Source organism: Streptomyces sp. NPDC002742, assembly GCF_042888885.1.
GTDB lineage: Bacteria > Actinomycetota > Actinomycetes > Streptomycetales > Streptomycetaceae > Streptomyces.
Genome location: NZ_JBIAQF010000007.1, coordinates 421,288 through 436,448, shown reverse-complemented (window position 1 = coordinate 436,448; position 15,161 = coordinate 421,288). Strand labels below are relative to the sequence as shown.

Here is a 15,161-nt window from a genome sequence, read left to right as displayed (position 1 = left end):
CGTGAGGCGTGAGGCGTGAGGCGTGAGGCGTGAGGCGTGAGGCGTGAGGCGTGAGGCGTGAGGCGTGAGGCGTGAGGCGTGAGGCGTGAGGCGTGATGCCTGAGCTGTGAGCCGTGATCGGCGATCAGTGACCGGTGGTGGTCGGAGTGGCCGGCGGGGTGCCGGTCACTGGGGTGCGGACGTGCCCGCGCGGGTCGCGTCCGTCCCCCACGACGCCAGCAGCCGCAGCGCCTCCGCCGAACTCGACCCCGGCTCCGCGTGATACGTGATCAGCGCGAGCTCGGTGTCGCCGACCAGCCGGAACGACTCGAACTGCAACGCGAGGTCGCCCACCAGCGGATGCCGCAGCAGCTTCACCCCGTGGCTCTTCTCCTTCACGTCGTGCGTCGCCCACAGCCGCCGGAAGTCCTCGCTCTTCACGGACAGCTCCCCGACCAGCGCGGCCAGTCGCGGATCGTCGGGATGGCAGCCCGCGTCCATGCGCAGCAGGCACACGATGTCGATCGCCTTCTGCTCCCACTCCACGAACAGGTCCCGGTACTCGGGCCTGAGGAAGACCATCCGCGCCCAGTTCCGCTCCTGCGGCGGCAGCTCCGACCAGTCCCCGAAGACGGCCGCGGCCATCCGGTTCCAGACGAGTACGTCGGAGCGCCGTCCCGTGATGTACGCCGGGACGCCGTCGAGCGTGTCGAGCAGCTGACGCAGGGCGCCACGCACCTGCTGCGGCCGGGCCGTCTGCTTCTTCTTGTGCTGCTTGGGCTTCGCGAGGTGTGTGAGGTGGTTGTGCTCGGCGTCCGTCAGCCGCAGCGCCCGTGCGATGGAGTCCAGCACCTCCGCGGACACGTTGCGTCCGTTGCCCTGCTCCAGGCGCGTGTAGTAGGCGACGGACACTCCGGCGAGCTGAGCCAGTTCCTCGCGGCGCAGTCCGGGCACCCGGCGGTGCCGCCCGAAGTCGGGCATCCCGACGTCCTCCGGCTTCAGCCGGGCGCGGCGGCTGCGCAGGAACTCGCTGAGCTCGGCACGCCGGTCCAGCGGGTGGGCCGCCTCCCCGGCGGGCCCCACAGAGGGCTGTTCATCCATCCGTCCAGTATTCACGGTCGTACGCCGGCGAGCCTGACCCCGCCAGTAGTAGGACCGGCGGACGTACGCAGAGCCGTGACCTGGGTGAATCCCGGGGGATCGGGCAGGCTGAACGCCGTGCCCGACGAAAGACAGCCGGGCACGCTCCACCCCCCTCCCGAGGAGAACCCCGGCATGACCACTGTCGTTGCGTACGCCGCTCCCGCCGCCAAGGCTCCGCTGGAGCGCACCACCATCGAGCGTCGCGAGGTCGGAGAGCACGACGTCCTGATCGACATCAAGTTCGCCGGCATCTGCCACTCCGACATCCACCAGGCCCGTGAGGGCTGGGGGAAGGCCACCTTCCCGATGGTGCCGGGCCACGAGATCGCCGGCATCGTCTCCGAGGTCGGTTCCGGCGTGACCAAGTTCAAGGTCGGCGACCGTGTGGGCGTCGGCTGTCTGGTCGACTCCTGCCGCGAGTGCGACAACTGCAAGGCCGGCCTGGAGCAGTACTGCACCGGCGGCGGCGTGGGCACGTACAACTCCGTCGGCAAGGACGGCGAGCCCACCTACGGCGGCTACTCCGAGAAGATCGTCGTCGACGAGAACTACACCCTGCGCATCCCCGACGGCATCTCCCTCGACGTGGCCGCGCCGCTGCTCTGCGCCGGCATCACCACGTACTCCCCGCTCAAGCACTGGAACGCGGGCCCCGGCAAGAAGGTCGCCGTCCTCGGCATGGGCGGTCTCGGCCACATGGGCGTCAAGATCGCCCACGCGCTCGGCGCCGAGGTCACGGTCCTCTCCCAGTCGCTGCGCAAGAAGGACGACGGCCTGAAGCTCGGTGCCGACCACTACTACGCCACCAGCGACCCGGAGACCTTCAAGGAACTGCGCGGCACCTTCGACCTGATCCTGTCCACCGTCTCCGCCCCGCTGGACCTGGACGCCTATCTCGCCCTGCTGCGGACGGACGGCGCCTTCGTGAACGTGGGCGCGCCCGAGGAGCCGGTCCGGCTGAACCTCTTCTCGGTGATCGGCGGCCGCAAGACCCTCGCGGGCTCCGGTATCGGCGGCATACAGGAGACCCAGGAGATGCTGGACTTCTGCGCCGTGCACGGCTTCGGCGCCGAGATCGAGCTGATCGACGCCTCCGAGATCAACGAGGCGTACGAGCGGGTACTGGCGAGCGACGTCCGCTACCGCTTCGTGATCGACGCGGCCACCATCTAGTCGATCGACGCGGCCACGATCTGGTCGATCGGCACTGTCACGATCTGGTTGGTCTGCACGGCCACGATCTGGTCGATCGGGCCTGCCTGATACGCATGGTCTCTGGGCGCCGTTCCGGTCGTACGACCGGAACGGCGCTTCCATGTCTGCGGCGGGGCAGCCCTTCACAGCCTCTGGAGCTTCAGGGCGAGACGACCGCGCCGTCGTAGACGTTGTTCGGGGTGACGATCTGCGTGACGGCCTTGGCGAGCAGTGTGGACGGCTCCTGGCCCTGGTAGGAGGCGTCGGTGTTGATCATGATGACCAGGGTGGCCTTCTTCGAGGGCAGGTAGACGGTCACGGTCTCGTATCCCGGCAGGGAGCCGTTGTGCCCGATCCATCCGTTGGCGTCGAAGATGCCGAGGCCGTAGGTCGTTCCCGGGAAGCCGGTCGGCAGTGTTTCGAGGCGCTCCGCCTGGGTCTCGGGGCTGAGCAGGGTGCCGGTGGCGACGATCTCGGCCCAGCGGCGCAGGTCGTGCAGGTTCGAGATCATCGCCCCGGCCGCCCAGGCCCAACTGGGGTTCCAGTCGGTTGCGTTCGCGATGTCGCCGCTCAGCGTCTGGTCGGTGTAGCCCTGCGGGTGCGGCTTGGGGAACTCCGTCCCCTTCGGGAACAGCGTGTGACGCAGACGAGCCGGGCGGAGCACCCGCCGGTCGATGAAGTCGCGGAGCTTGTGACCGCTGACCTTCTCGATGACCAGCCCGAGAAGGACGAGGTTGGAGTTGGAGTACTGGAACTGTGCGCCGGGCGCGAAGGTGTTCGGATGCTTGAAGCCGTACGCGAGCAGTTCCCGCGGGGTGAAGGTACGTTGCGGGTCGCTCAGCAGGTCGTGTTCGAAGTCCGCGTCGGACGTGTAGGGGAACAGGCCGCTGCGCATCTCGGCGAGCTGACGCAGCGTGATGTGGCGGCCGTCCGGAACGCCCTTGATGTAGCGGGAGATCGGGTCGTCCAGCCGGACCCGGCCGTCGTCGACGAGTTCGAGCAGCGCGGTGACGGTGAAGGTCTTGGTCTCGCTGCCGATCCGGACGTAGGAGTCGACGGACATGGGCTTGCGGGTGGCGGTGTCTGCGACGCCGGTCGCGCGGACGTAGTTCCCCTTGCCCGGCATCCACAGTCCGACGACGACACCGGGGATGTGGGCCTGCGTACGGACGTCCTCGATGGCCTTGTCCAGCCGGGCGCTCAGCTCGGGGCTGAGGCCGTGCTGCGGGGCGTCGTCCTTGCCGTACCCGTCGACGTCCGCTGCTCGGAAGCCTGTTGTGCGGACGCCCGCCGCGTGTTCGGCCGCGGCGGGCGTCGCCGTCATCGGGGCCAGCACGGACGCCACGAGCAGCGCCGCGGCGAACGGAAGGCGGTAGGAGGTACGTCGCATGTCGGGGCGCCTCTTCCGGTACGGGGGAACGGACGGCAACACCACCATCCGTAACTCCGGCGAAAGCCCGGCTCGGATGCGCGTGCGGTCAAGTCCACTCAATCGGAGCCACCGGTGTGGGTGATACGGCCCAGCCCTGTCCGCCGGCCTCGCGGGATCCGAGCCCATTGCCGACGGCCGCTCTCGGCGAGCCCTCTTTGCCGTGATGTGAGTGATGCGGGTGATGCGGGTGATATGAGCGATGTGAGCGAAGTCGTGCGGGATTCGGGCCGGCGTTCCGGCGGGATCGTGGCCGAACAGGGGGAGCCGGCCACCCGAGCGTTCTGCGCTCTGTGAGTGTTGCCGTGCGGATCGTGAGCGCCGGCCGTCACCATCTGTCGCCCGGGGCCACGGAGTGGTCCGTTTCGCGTGCGCTACGGCTTTCGGGTACTTCTGCTGCGCGATCACGAGCCCCGGCGCGTCATGGCACGTTTTGGCGCATTTCGAACTAATCTCCCGAGATTGTAAAAGTCGATCTTCCATAGATCGCACCCACTCACTCCATCGGAGATGACATGCGCAAGCTTCGCAACGTTGCCGTCCTGATCGCCGCGATCGGCAGCATCGGACTCGTGGGCGGCACGGCCCACGCCGGTGACCACGGCGACGGGCTCACCGTCAAGCAGCACTCCTCCTGCAAGTCTCACGACCTGAACCTGGACGTCCTCGGCCAGGTCGGCGTGCTCAACGGCCTGGGCGGCAACCTGCTGGGCGGCGAGGGCAACCCCGGTGCCCAGGTCACCACCATCGGCTCCTCCGCGGGCTGCAGCAACAGCGCCTTCTGAAGTCCTGGCCGACGCGGAGTCACCGGCCGATAGATGGTCCCGGCCCCGGGCCTCAGACCCGGGGCCGGGACCATGATGCGTGCGCCGACAGGGCTCCGAGGTGAATCTCCGCACCGGCCGACTGACCTGGCGCACGAAATCGCTCGCCTGGTCGTGGCATTCGACTGACGTCGCAGAGCATGACTCCCGGTACTCCGGTACTCCGGTACTCCGGAACTCCTGACGAAATGACTCGGCGGAGCCCCGAATCGCTGGCCTGCTGAGCGGACGTACGTCAAGATCGCTTCATCTTCGTGGAGGCGACCTGTCGATGGCTGAGCAGTTGGATCTGGCTCTGTTGTGTGATGACGAGGGCAACTGTGTTCGCATCACGGTGCTCGGCCCTCTGGAGGGTGTGGCTGGAGGGCTTGCTGCGGAGATCGTCGTCGACACGCCGTTCGTGAGCGGTCGGGTGGATCTCGCGTTGTGGCGGTCGCGTCTCGTCTCGTGGGGCGAGGCTCTGGATCGTCTTGAGGCCGGCGAGGACATCGCCTGGTTGCATGTCCAGCGTGGCCCCTCCGTCTTCATCCACCTGAACGGGCAGCGTGACTGCCCCGAGGTTGTAGTGGAAGACGACCTCATCTCAATGGCGACCGTCCGGGTGCCTGTAGACCTGCCGGCCGACTGGATCGAAACTCATCGGCACCTGCTCGTCTCCGTGCGCAGCGCTTGGGACGACCACCTGTCACCGGAATGAGCGCAGTGTCCGCGCTGCGGAGCCTGGCCGAAAGCGTCTCGTGCGGCCGGGGTCACACGCCGGGAGCCGAACTCCTCCGTCCGGGACGCGTGTGCGCACGCGGCGGATTCCCGGCCTGCGACGCCGCCGACCGCGTGTGCTCGGCGGGCAGGCCGGACTCGTCCCGCGCGAGGAGCGGTCCGCACCGCCGGCCGGTGTGGAGGCCCCGCTTCCCCTCGGCCAGGAGAAGCGGGGCCGGCGTCACAGTCGTGTGCCGTTGACCACCAGCGTCACGTCGATGTTGTCGCGCGTGGCATTGGAGTACGGGCAGACCTGGTGGGCCGTCCTCGCCAGTTCGACCGCCTGCTCCTCGGTGACCGAGGGAAGCGAGATCTGCAGCTCGACGCCGAGCTTGAAGCGGCCGCCGTCGATCGGGATCAGCGACACCCGCGAGTCGATCTCCGCGTCGTCCGCCGTGAGTTCGCCTCGCTGCCCGACCAGGGCGAGCGTCGCGCCGAAACAGGCGGCGTACCCGATCGCGAAGAGCTGTTCGGGGTTGCAGCCCTCGCCGTCCCCACCCAGTTCCTTGGGCATCCGCAGGTCCAGATCCAGCCCTCCGTCGGACGTGCTCCCGCGGCCGTTCCTGCCTCCGGTGACGTGAGCCTGCGCCGTGTAAAGCGCCTTGGACATCCTGAACTCCTTTAGTAGCTACCGTAATATGAACCTGTCACTTCAAAAACAAGAAGTCAACGGCTAAGGTCGGGAGCTCCGCGACGACAGGGAGGGAAGATGGCGAAGCTGGAGGTCGGCTACCTGCTGCCGACACGCGACCAGTCCGTTCTGGGTGAGCACGACTTGAGGCGGCTCGTCGTTCAGGCGCGGCGGGCGGAGGAGCTGGGGCTGGACTCGGTCTGGGCGGGCGACAGTCCCGTGACCAGGCCGCGCGCGGATCCGCTGCTGCTGCTGGCCGCCGTGGCCCAGGCCACCGAACGGGTCGCGCTCGGCACGGCGGTGCTCCTGCCGGCGCTGCGTCATCCGATCCTGCTGGCACACCAACTCGCCACCCTCGACCGGCTGTCGGACGGACGGCTGATCGCGGGCATGGGTGGCGGGTTCCCGAACCCGGCGACCCGTGCCCAGTTCGCGTCGATCGGCATCGGATTCGCGCGCCGCGCCGGCCGCATGGCGGAGTCGATCGACGTCATGCGAAAGCTCTGGTCAGGGGAGACGGTGTCCTGGCAGGGCGAGCACTTCGCCTTCGAGGACGTGCGGATCGCGCCCCCGCCGTCCCGCCCCGGAGGCCCGCCGATCTGGCTGGCCGGAAGCGGCGCGCCGGCGCTGCGGCGCGTGGCCCGACTCGCCGACGGCTGGCTTCCCTATCCGCCCGAGTGGACGACGTACGCGGAGGAATGCCAGGTCATCGAGCAGGCGGCCGCGCCCCGCCCGGTCACCCCCGCCCTGTACGCGACGCTCTGCCTGGACCAGGACCCGGAGAAGGCACGCCGGCGCCTGCGGGTGAGCGTCGAGCGCTACTACAACGCGCCGTTCGACGTCATCGCGCGGATCCAGGCCGTGTTCGCCGGTACCGCCCGCCAGGCCGCCGACTGGCTGACCGGCTACGCCACGGCCGGCGCCCGCCACCTCGTGATCCGCCTGGCGACCGATGACCAGGACGCGGGCCTGGAGGAGTTCGCCGACCGGGTCCTGCCCCTGCTGCGCGAGGAGCGTCACCGATGACCACGTTCGTTCTCGTCCACGGCGCCTGGCACGGCCCGTGGGCCTGGGACCGGATCGTTCCGCTGCTGCACGCCGCCGGGGCCCGCACGCTCACCCCGGACCTGGACACCGTCGGAGATCGCGGGCTCCACGACGACGCCAGGACGGTCGTCGCCGCCATCGACACCGTTCAGGGGGAGGGCGAGCTCGTACTGGTCGGACACAGTTACGCGGGCCTGGTCGTACGGGAGGCGGCCGACGCGCGGCCCGACGCCGTCGGCCACATCGTCCTCGTGGACGGATGGGCCGGGCCCGACGGCTCCGGCATGTTCACCCTGGCCCCTGACGCCTTCGTCGACGCGATCCGCACGACGGTCGAGACGTTCGGGCACGGACGGCGGATCCCGGCCCCGCCTCCGGAAGCGTTCGGCATCGTCGACACCGACAACACGGCCTGGCTCGCCGCGCGCCTGCTCCCCCAGCCGCTGCGCACGTTCACCGAGGCCACTCGCCTGACCGGGGCCGTCGACCGGATCCCCGGAACGGCCGTCCACTGCAGGCCGGGGACCTACCCGTTCGACCGGTTCGGTGAGGCCGTCGGGTATCGGACACGGGCGCTGGACGGCCCGCACGACGTGATGCTCACCCGGCCCGAGCCGCTCGCCCGGATGCTCATGGAGACCGCTTCGTTCAAGAACGGGAAGCGCCGAGTTTAGAGTGATGAAGTGGAACAGCGAACGTACAACCAGTACTGCGCGACCGCGCGCACCCTCGACCTGGTCGGCGAGCGCTGGACGCTGCTGCTGATCCGCGAGCTGCTGACCGGGCCCAAGCGGTTCGGCGACCTGCAGGCCAGCCTGCGCGGCCTCGGCACCGGGCTGTTGGCCGCGCGCCTGAAACATCTGGAACGCGAGGGTCTGGCCCAGAAGATCACACTCCCCCCGCCCGCCCGGACCGCCGCTTACGCCCTCACCGAAGCCGGTGAGGAACTCGGGCCGGCGATCCTGGAGTTGGCCCGGTGGGGACTGAAGTGGGCGATGGGCGAACCGCGCGCGACCGAGACGTTCCACCCGGGCTGGGCCGTGCTCGGCCTGCGGGCCTGCTTCGACCCCGAGGCTGCCACGGGACTGCGCGCGGTGTACGAGTTCCGCATCGACGACGAGATCTTCCACGCCCGGATCGACGACGGGACGATCGAGGCGCTGCACGGACCGGCCCAGTACCCTGACGCGACCCTCACGACCAGCACGGACGCATTCCTCCGCCTGACCGGCCAGGGCCTCACCTGGGCCGAGGCGATCGAGAGCGGTGCCGCGTCGGCGTCGGGCGACAGCGAGGCGCTGCGCAGGCTGGGGGGCCTGTTCCGCATGCCTCCCCCGCACACCAGGAGCGCGGACCAGACCTCATCCTGATCACCTTCCTGATCCCCCTCCTGGTCCCACCGGAACGACCGGTGGCCCGAAGCCCCTCGACGGAAGTGATCCGTGAGCGCCGCTTGATGGTGCATGCCAAGCCGCGTTCACAGACCACCGGGGGAGAGTGGGTCGTGCGGGATGCCCGCCGCGGCCGGGACTCCTGGCCGCGCGACCTCGCCGTCCGCTTCATCGTCCACGGCCGGGCTTGCCCACCCGCGACCCGCCCCAAGCCAAACAGAGCGGCGAATCTGTATGGTGGGAGCTGCAAGCAGAGCAGCGATTCCTTTTGTTGGAGGGTGCGGTGCCGCGGCTTACCGACGCACGCAAGGAACTTCGGCGCGCCCAGATCACCGAGGCCGCCGTACGCTGCTTCAGTCGCAACGGCCTGGAGCGGACCTCGATCGCCGACATCACGGCCGAGTCCGGCCTCTCGAACGGCTCGATCTACACCCACTACCTCAGCAAGGCCGACCTGGTGCAGGCCTCCGCCCACGCGGTGCTCACCAAGCGCGCCGAAGCCCTCGGCGGCTACGCCGCGAGCGACACCCCGCCCGACCCCGACGAACTGCTCGCCCGCCTGATCGCCGAGATCGACCCCGCCGAGGCCCGCGTCGGCGTGCAGACCTGGGGCGAGGCGACCACCAACCCGGCCGTCCGCGCCATCGTCGTCGACACGATCGACCGGATGCGCGCCATGGTGCACGACTGCGTCATGGCCCACTTGGTCAAGGTCGAGCACCTCGACCCGGCCGAGGCCCAGGAGCAGGTCATCCCGATTGCCGACCGGGTGATGGCGCTCTACCTGGCCGAACTGCTGCACACCGCCTTGCGATCACCGATCGAGGAGACAGCGACATGACCACCGCGACCGCTTCGTTAGCCGACCGCACCGTTTTCCGGATCGGCTACGGCGCCTTGCAGCTCGAGCGCCTGCGCGACCGCCGCGGCGACGCCGTCGCGTTGCTGCGCCGCGCGGTCGAACTGGGCGTCGACCACGTGGACACCGCCGAGTTCTATGGCTTCGGTTTCGCCAACGACGTGATCCGCGAGGCGCTGCGCCCCGAGGACGGCGTCCTGGTCGTCACGAAGGTCGGTGCCGATCCCGACCCGGGCGGGCCGCTGCCGCTGCGTCTTGCGCAGCGTCCCGAACAGCTGCGCGCCAGCGTCGAGGACAACCTGCGAAGCCTCGGCACCGACCAGCTCCCGGTGGTCAACCTGCGCCGCCTCGACTCCGGCCCCGGCCTGCGCCCTGACGGCGATCAAGTCGTCGACCTCGACGACCAGCTCGCGGTGATGACCGCCCTGCGCGACGAGGGCAAGATCGGCGCGATCGGCCTGAGCAGCGTCACCCTTGACGGCCTGCGCCGCGCCCTGCCCGCCGGCGTCGTCTGCGTCCAGAACGCCTACAGCGTCGTCTCCCGCGACGACGAGGACATGCTGCGGTTCTGCGCGGCCGAGGGCATCGCCTGGGTGCCGTTCTTCCCGCTCGGCGGGGCCTTCCCGAGCCTGCCCAAAGCAACCGACGAGCCGGCGGTGCACGCCGTGGCCGAGTCCCTGGGCGTCACACCCTCCCAGGTCGGCCTCGCCTGGCTGCTGCACCACGCCCCGAACGTGCTGCTCATCCCCGGCACCGCCGATGCCGCCCATCTGGAGGCCAACATCGCGGTCAGCGGGATCACCCTCGACGCCGCGGCCCTCGCCACCCTCGATGCCATCGAGTCCCGCTCCAACGAAGTCCCCATCGGCTGACCGGAACCAACCGGCCCCGGCTCGCGGCCACAGCCCGGGCACCCGGGCACGGCGCACAGCCCATATCCGTCAAGGATCCAAGGACAGATCATGAAAGCCATCATCTACCGCGACAACGGCGGCCCCGAGGTTCTTCAGTTGGCCGACCGCGACCTGCCCGTGCCCGGCCCCGGCGAGGTCCGTGTCCGGGTCGCCGTGTCCGGAGTCAACCCGACCGACTGGCAAGCCCGTTCAGGCGTCGCACATGCCAAGCTGTTCGCCGAGGTCACCCCGCACCTGGACGGTGCCGGCGTGATCGACGCCGTGGGCGAGGGGGTCGAGCAGAGCCGGGCCGGCCAGCGGGTCTGGCTGTACATGGCCGCCGCCGGGCGGCCCACCGGCACCGCCGCCGAATACACCGTCGTACCCGCCGAGCGGGCCGTGCCGCTGCCCGACGATGCCGGATTCGACCTCGGTGCCTCACTCGGCGTCCCCGCGCTGACCGCTCACCGCGCGCTCACCGTCGCCGAGGACGGGCCTGGCCGTCTCCATCCCGGGGCGCTCGACGACCAGGTCGTGCTCGCCGCGGGCGGGGCCGGGGCGGTCGGGCACGCCGTGATCCAGCTCGCCCGCTGGGCCGGCGCCACCGTGATCAGCACGGTCAGCGGCCCGGAGAAGGCCCGGCTGGCCACCGCCGCCGGCGCCCACCACGTGATCAACTACCGCGAAGGCGACCCGGCCACCGAGATCCGCAAGATCGCCCCGGACGGCGTCGACATCATCGCCGAGGTGGCGCTCGGCACGAACCTCGCACTGGACCTGGCCGTGCTGCGGACGCGCGGCACGATCGCGACCTACGCCAACGAAGGCGGCAAGCCGGTCGAATTGAACGTACTGCAGAACATGGTGCTCAACACACGTCTTCAGTTCCTGGTGCTCTACACGGCCGGCCCGGAGGCACGCGTCGCGGCCGTCGAGGACGTCGCCGCCGCGGTCCGCGACGGCGCCCTGCCGGTCGGCGAGGAACACGGCCTGCCACTGCTCCGCCTCCCGCTCCACCGCACCGCCGACGCACACCGGGCAGTGGAAAGCGGCACGGTCGGCAAAGTCCTGGTGGACCTCACGTCCTGACCCGTAATCAGCCGCCGTGCCGACATCTGCGGGTAGCCGCAATCGGCACGCCGCAGCTCCCCCAGCCGCAGGCTCGCCGCGAAGATCCGACCCCGGACCGGCGCCGGCAGCGTTCGACGGTCGCCCCTTGGATCAGGCCCGCAGGCCCTGCAGCCCGTTGTAGGCGGCCATCACCATCTCCAGCCCCCGGTTGTCCTCCGCGGGCTCGCGCATCTGGTTCGTCACGTAGGCCACCGACATACGGCTCTCGGGATCGATCACGACCAGGGAACCACCCCAGCCGCCCCACCCGTAGGTGCCGTCGAACAGCCCGTAGCCGAGGCCCCAACGTACGGGCATGCCCAGTCTGCGGTCGTCGCCGCGGAACTGCTCCTGCCGCGCGAGATCACAGCCCGACGACGACAGCAGCCGCGTGTCGCGCACCGTCCCTCCGCAGGCCATCACCGACTGCACGAGGGCGACCGAGCGGGCGTTGCCGAATCCGCTCGCCGCGGGGATCTCCGCCCGGCGCCAGGCCACGCTGTTGCCGTCGCGGACCCGCATGGGGGTGCCGGTGGCGGGAGGTGCCTCGCTGCCGGCGGCGCTCGCGGTGTACGAGTCGTCCTGGGAGGCCGGCGGGATCGCGAGTGCCACCCGGTGGTCGTGTTCGGCGGGCAGCCCGATGTGGAAGTCGGCACCCAGCGGTCCGGCCACCTCCTGCGCGAAGAACTCGCCCAGGCCGCGGCCGGTGATCCGGCGTACGACCTCGCCCACGAGGAAGCCCTGGGTCAGCGAGTGGTACCCGGCCGCGCTTCCCGGCTCCCATTGCGGAGTCTGTGCCTCCAGACGCGCCGTGGCGGACGACCAGTCGTAGAGGTCCTCGATCGGCCCGTCCCAGTCGGGCAGACCCGCCGTGTGCGCGAGCACGTGCCGCACCAGCACCTTTTCCTTGCCCGCCCGGGCGAACCCGGGCCAGTAGCGGCCGACCGGCGCGTCCAGGTCGAGCTCGCCACGGTCGACCAGGATCAGCGCGCACAGCGCCGTCATCGTCTTGGTGACGGACCAGACGTTGGTGATCGTGTCCCGCTGCCACGGGACCGCGCGGTCCGCGTCGGCGAACCCGCCCCATACGTCCACCACCGGTTCGCCGTCCACGAAGACGGCCACCGAGGCACCGGCGTCGCCCTCGTCGAGGAACGCGGACAGCGCGTCGGGCACAGCGGTGAACAGGGTGTCGTACGAGCCCTGGATGTCGGCCATGGGTGGTTTTTAACCCGCGGAGGCGGGCCTGGGCAACCGATTTTCTTTGGCCACGGATCCGCGGTTCCGGCTTTCCTCGGCTACGGACCCGCGGCATTCCTTTCTCGGCTACGGACCCGCGGCGTCGGGGCGCCCTCACCCCGGGGGCGCCTTCAGCGCGACAGGGTCGCCGGGCTGCCGCCGTTCGCCTCGTATCCCGCTACCGCCAGGGCACGGTATATCGCGTAGTCCGCGGCCGGGTCCTGGGTCAGGCTCCAGGGCAGGGCGCCGACGTGGCCGTCGACGTGCACCAGCTGGTCCATGGCCTCGGACCAGCGCTCGCCGCGGACGAGGAAGGGGACCAGCAGGTGGCGGACGTGGGCCAGCATCGGGTCGTCGGGGCGGGCCGTGTGGACCGCGTACAGCGCGCCGTGGACGGCCTTGGTCACGACCTCGCTCTGGTAGAAGCTGCGGACCAGGTTCACCTCGGGGAGGTGCTCGAAGACCGCGAAGAGCGGCATCGCCGCGAGGAGGGAGCCCTGCGGCGCGCGTGCCGCGGCGGCCTCCGCGAACGCGTACGCCGTCTCCCGCGAGCCGTGCCACTTCTCGCACCAGTAGTGCAGGGCCGCCAGATGCGCTCCCATGTGGGAGGGCGCGCGGTCCAGGATCTTCAGCCAGAGCTTCTCGAACTCCGGCTGGGAGTAGGCGAGTCCACGGGCCACCGACAGCTCGACGATGTACGGGATCGGGTCACCGGGGGACAGCAGCGCCGCATCACCGCACGCGGAACGAGCCTCCTCCATGATGATCCGGAAGTCGTCCGTCCCCGGCGTCGACGTCCGCCATGCCTGCTGCACCAGGAACTCGGCGTGCACAGCCGCGCCGCCCGCGTCCTTGGGGGCCTCGGCGCGCCACACCCGCAGCCACTGCCCGCCGGGTGTCTCGCTCACCCCGCCGGGGCGCTGCTGAAGCTCCAGCGACGCGGCGCCCGCGAAGGCCTGCACCCGCTGCCAGCGGGTCTCGCCCTCGCTGTCCGTGCCGGCCAGCAGCTGCGAGGCCGCGCGGTAGTCCTGGGTCCGCTGCACCACGTCCAGGACGTTCAGCAGATCCGCGTCCGGGCCCGGCATGCGGATGTCCAGCTCCTCCTGGCGCAGGAACCCGTAGTTCGCCGGGTCGGCGGCGTCCGGGTCGCCGGGCGAGACCAGCTGTACACCGCCGCGTCTGCGCCGCAGCACCGGCAGCAGCACCATGCTGAACATGGCCAGCGCCATCAGGACCCACAGAATCTCCATGGCTCAAGCGAACCAGACGGGTCCGACAATTGGCCAACCCGGTCCCGCCCCGGGGTTCCGTCCCCGGTCCCGCCGCGGTCCCGCCGCAGTTCCGTCCGGTCCCGTCTCCGGTACCGCCGCGGTCCCGTCCCGCGGCTCGGCGGTCCCCGAGAGGGGCGTACGACGTCATGAACCCCGGGGGAGCACTACGCTCGGGACTCATGAGCGACAGGCACATCAGTCAGCATTTCGAGACGCTCGCGATCCACGCGGGCAACACCGCCGATCCCCTCACCGGAGCGGTCGTCCCGCCGATCTACCAGGTCTCGACCTACAAGCAGGACGGCGTCGGCGGCCTGCGCGGCGGCTACGAGTACAGCCGCAGCGCCAACCCCACCAGGACAGCCCTGGAGGAGAACCTCGCCGCCCTGGAGGGCGGTCGCCGCGGCCTGGCGTTCGCGTCGGGACTGGCGGCCGAGGACTGCCTGTTGCGGACGCTGCTGAGCCCCGGCGACCACGTGGTGATCCCCAACGACGCGTACGGCGGCACCTTCCGGCTCTTCGCGAAGGTCGTCTCCCGGTGGGGCGTGGACTGGTCGGTGGCCGACACCAGCGACGTCGATTCGGTTCGGGCCGCCCTCACCCCGAAGACGAAGGCGATCTGGGTCGAGACGCCGTCCAACCCCCTCCTCGGCATCACGGACATCGCCGCGGTCGCGCAGATCGCGCGCGAGGCGGGCGCCCGGCTCGTCGTCGACAACACCTTCGCGACGCCCTACCTCCAGCAGCCGCTCGCGCTCGGCGCGGACGTCGTCGTGCACTCCCTGACCAAGTACATGGGCGGCCACTCGGACGTCGTGGGCGGCGCCCTGATCACCGGTGACCGGGAACTCGGCGAGGAACTGGCGTACCACCAGAACGCGATGGGCGCGGTCGCCGGGCCCTTCGACTCCTGGCTGGTGCTGCGCGGCACCAAGACGCTCTCCGTGCGCATGGACCGGCACAGCGAGAACGCGGGCAGGGTCACCGAGATGCTCACCCGGCACGCGCGCGTGACACGCGTTCTGTACCCGGGTCTTCCGGAGCACCCCGGTCACGAGATCGCCGCCAAGCAGATGAGGGCGTTCGGCGGCATGGTCTCCTTCCAGGTCGAGGGCGGAGAGGAGGCGGCCGTCGAGGTCTGCAACCGCGCCAAGGTGTTCACGCTCGGTGAGTCGCTGGGCGGTGTGGAATCCCTGATCGAGCACCCGGGACGCATGACGCACGCCTCGGTGGCCGGTTCGGCGCTGGAGGTCCCCGCCGACCTCGTCCGCATCTCCGTGGGCATCGAGAACATCGACGACCTGCTCGAGGACCTTCAGCAGGCCCTGGGCTGAGCGAGAGCGGCCGTCCGGCCGGAGGACCACGGTTTCAGGAGGACCACGGTTTCAGGAGGTC

15 protein-coding genes are annotated in these 15,161 nt (G+C 70.3%); 10 read left to right on the top strand and 5 right to left on the bottom strand.

From position 1 onward, the window contains the following. Window positions 1-165: 165 nt before the first annotated feature. Entirely contained in the window at window positions 166-1,080 is a 915-nt protein-coding gene (locus tag ACFYW8_RS15740; protein WP_389073898.1) for a helix-turn-helix domain-containing protein, read from the bottom strand. A gap of 174 nt (window positions 1,081-1,254) precedes the next feature. Between ACFYW8_RS15740 and ACFYW8_RS15735 the strand changes: the two genes are divergently transcribed. Further along, window positions 1,255-2,295 (top strand): NAD(P)-dependent alcohol dehydrogenase, encoded by a 1,041-nt coding sequence (locus ACFYW8_RS15735; protein WP_365877793.1) that lies wholly within the window; start codon window positions 1,255-1,257, stop codon window positions 2,293-2,295. A gap of 181 nt (window positions 2,296-2,476) precedes the next feature. On the opposite strand, the gene ACFYW8_RS15730 is transcribed toward ACFYW8_RS15735, so the two are convergent. Further along, window positions 2,477-3,706 carry a serine hydrolase domain-containing protein gene (locus ACFYW8_RS15730; RefSeq protein ID WP_389073892.1) on the bottom strand — a complete coding sequence of 410 codons (1,230 nt, stop codon included), beginning with the start codon at window positions 3,704-3,706 and terminating at the stop codon, window positions 2,477-2,479. A 554-nt stretch (window positions 3,707-4,260) separates the two neighbouring features. On the opposite strand from ACFYW8_RS15730, the gene ACFYW8_RS15725 reads away from it, so the two are divergent. Both ACFYW8_RS15725 and ACFYW8_RS15720 read left to right on the top strand, forming a co-directional pair. Further along, window positions 4,261-4,530 (top strand): hypothetical protein, encoded by a 270-nt coding sequence (locus ACFYW8_RS15725; protein WP_389073887.1) that lies wholly within the window; start codon window positions 4,261-4,263, stop codon window positions 4,528-4,530. Window positions 4,531-4,840: 310 nt separating this feature from the next. Next, a complete protein-coding gene (locus ACFYW8_RS15720) occupies window positions 4,841-5,266 on the top strand; it encodes a DUF5959 family protein (protein ID WP_389073883.1) in 426 nt (141 codons plus the stop codon). Between the two features lie 240 nt (window positions 5,267-5,506). On the opposite strand, the gene ACFYW8_RS15715 is transcribed toward ACFYW8_RS15720, so the two are convergent. Then, window positions 5,507-5,935: an organic hydroperoxide resistance protein gene (locus ACFYW8_RS15715; RefSeq protein ID WP_365877806.1), complete on the bottom strand. Its 429-nt coding sequence runs from the start codon at window positions 5,933-5,935 to the stop codon at window positions 5,507-5,509. 99 nt (window positions 5,936-6,034) lie between these two features. On the opposite strand from ACFYW8_RS15715, the gene ACFYW8_RS15710 reads away from it, so the two are divergent. The 6 genes from ACFYW8_RS15710 (at window position 6,035) to ACFYW8_RS15685 (ending at window position 11,235) form a co-directional block, all read left to right on the top strand. Beyond that, window positions 6,035-6,982: an LLM class flavin-dependent oxidoreductase gene (locus tag ACFYW8_RS15710; protein ID WP_389073875.1), complete on the top strand. Its 948-nt coding sequence runs from the start codon at window positions 6,035-6,037 to the stop codon at window positions 6,980-6,982. Further along, window positions 6,979-7,677, top strand: coding sequence for an esterase/lipase family protein (locus ACFYW8_RS15705; protein WP_389073870.1), 699 nt, complete (start codon window positions 6,979-6,981; stop codon window positions 7,675-7,677). Before ACFYW8_RS15710 ends, ACFYW8_RS15705 begins: the two co-directional genes overlap by 4 nt. A 9-nt stretch (window positions 7,678-7,686) precedes the next feature. After that, window positions 7,687-8,373, top strand: a complete 687-nt coding sequence (locus ACFYW8_RS15700) for a winged helix-turn-helix transcriptional regulator (protein ID WP_389073865.1) — start codon at window positions 7,687-7,689, stop codon at window positions 8,371-8,373. A gap of 304 nt (window positions 8,374-8,677) precedes the next feature. Further along, on the top strand, window positions 8,678-9,235 hold the full coding sequence (locus ACFYW8_RS15695) for a TetR family transcriptional regulator (protein ID WP_365877814.1): 558 nt from the start codon (window positions 8,678-8,680) through the stop codon (window positions 9,233-9,235). Then, window positions 9,232-10,125, top strand: a complete 894-nt coding sequence (locus ACFYW8_RS15690; RefSeq protein ID WP_389073859.1) for an aldo/keto reductase — start codon at window positions 9,232-9,234, stop codon at window positions 10,123-10,125. The genes ACFYW8_RS15695 and ACFYW8_RS15690 overlap by 4 nt, the downstream gene beginning before the upstream one ends. Window positions 10,126-10,215: 90 nt before the next feature. Further along, window positions 10,216-11,235, top strand: coding sequence for an NADPH:quinone reductase (locus ACFYW8_RS15685; RefSeq protein ID WP_389073855.1), 1,020 nt, complete (start codon window positions 10,216-10,218; stop codon window positions 11,233-11,235). Between the two features lie 132 nt (window positions 11,236-11,367). Here the strand turns inward: ACFYW8_RS15685 and ACFYW8_RS15680 are convergent, their stop codons facing one another. After that, window positions 11,368-12,474 carry a serine hydrolase domain-containing protein gene (locus ACFYW8_RS15680; RefSeq protein ID WP_389073850.1) on the bottom strand — a complete coding sequence of 369 codons (1,107 nt, stop codon included), beginning with the start codon at window positions 12,472-12,474 and terminating at the stop codon, window positions 11,368-11,370. Between the two features lie 152 nt (window positions 12,475-12,626). Further along, entirely contained in the window at window positions 12,627-13,745 is a 1,119-nt protein-coding gene (locus ACFYW8_RS15675) for a hypothetical protein (RefSeq protein WP_389073846.1), read from the bottom strand. Window positions 13,746-13,945: 200 nt separating this feature from the next. Between ACFYW8_RS15675 and ACFYW8_RS15670 the strand changes: the two genes are divergently transcribed. Continuing rightward, window positions 13,946-15,100: a cystathionine gamma-synthase gene (locus ACFYW8_RS15670; RefSeq protein WP_365877824.1), complete on the top strand. Its 1,155-nt coding sequence runs from the start codon at window positions 13,946-13,948 to the stop codon at window positions 15,098-15,100. The last annotated feature ends 61 nt before the right edge of the window (window positions 15,101-15,161 follow it).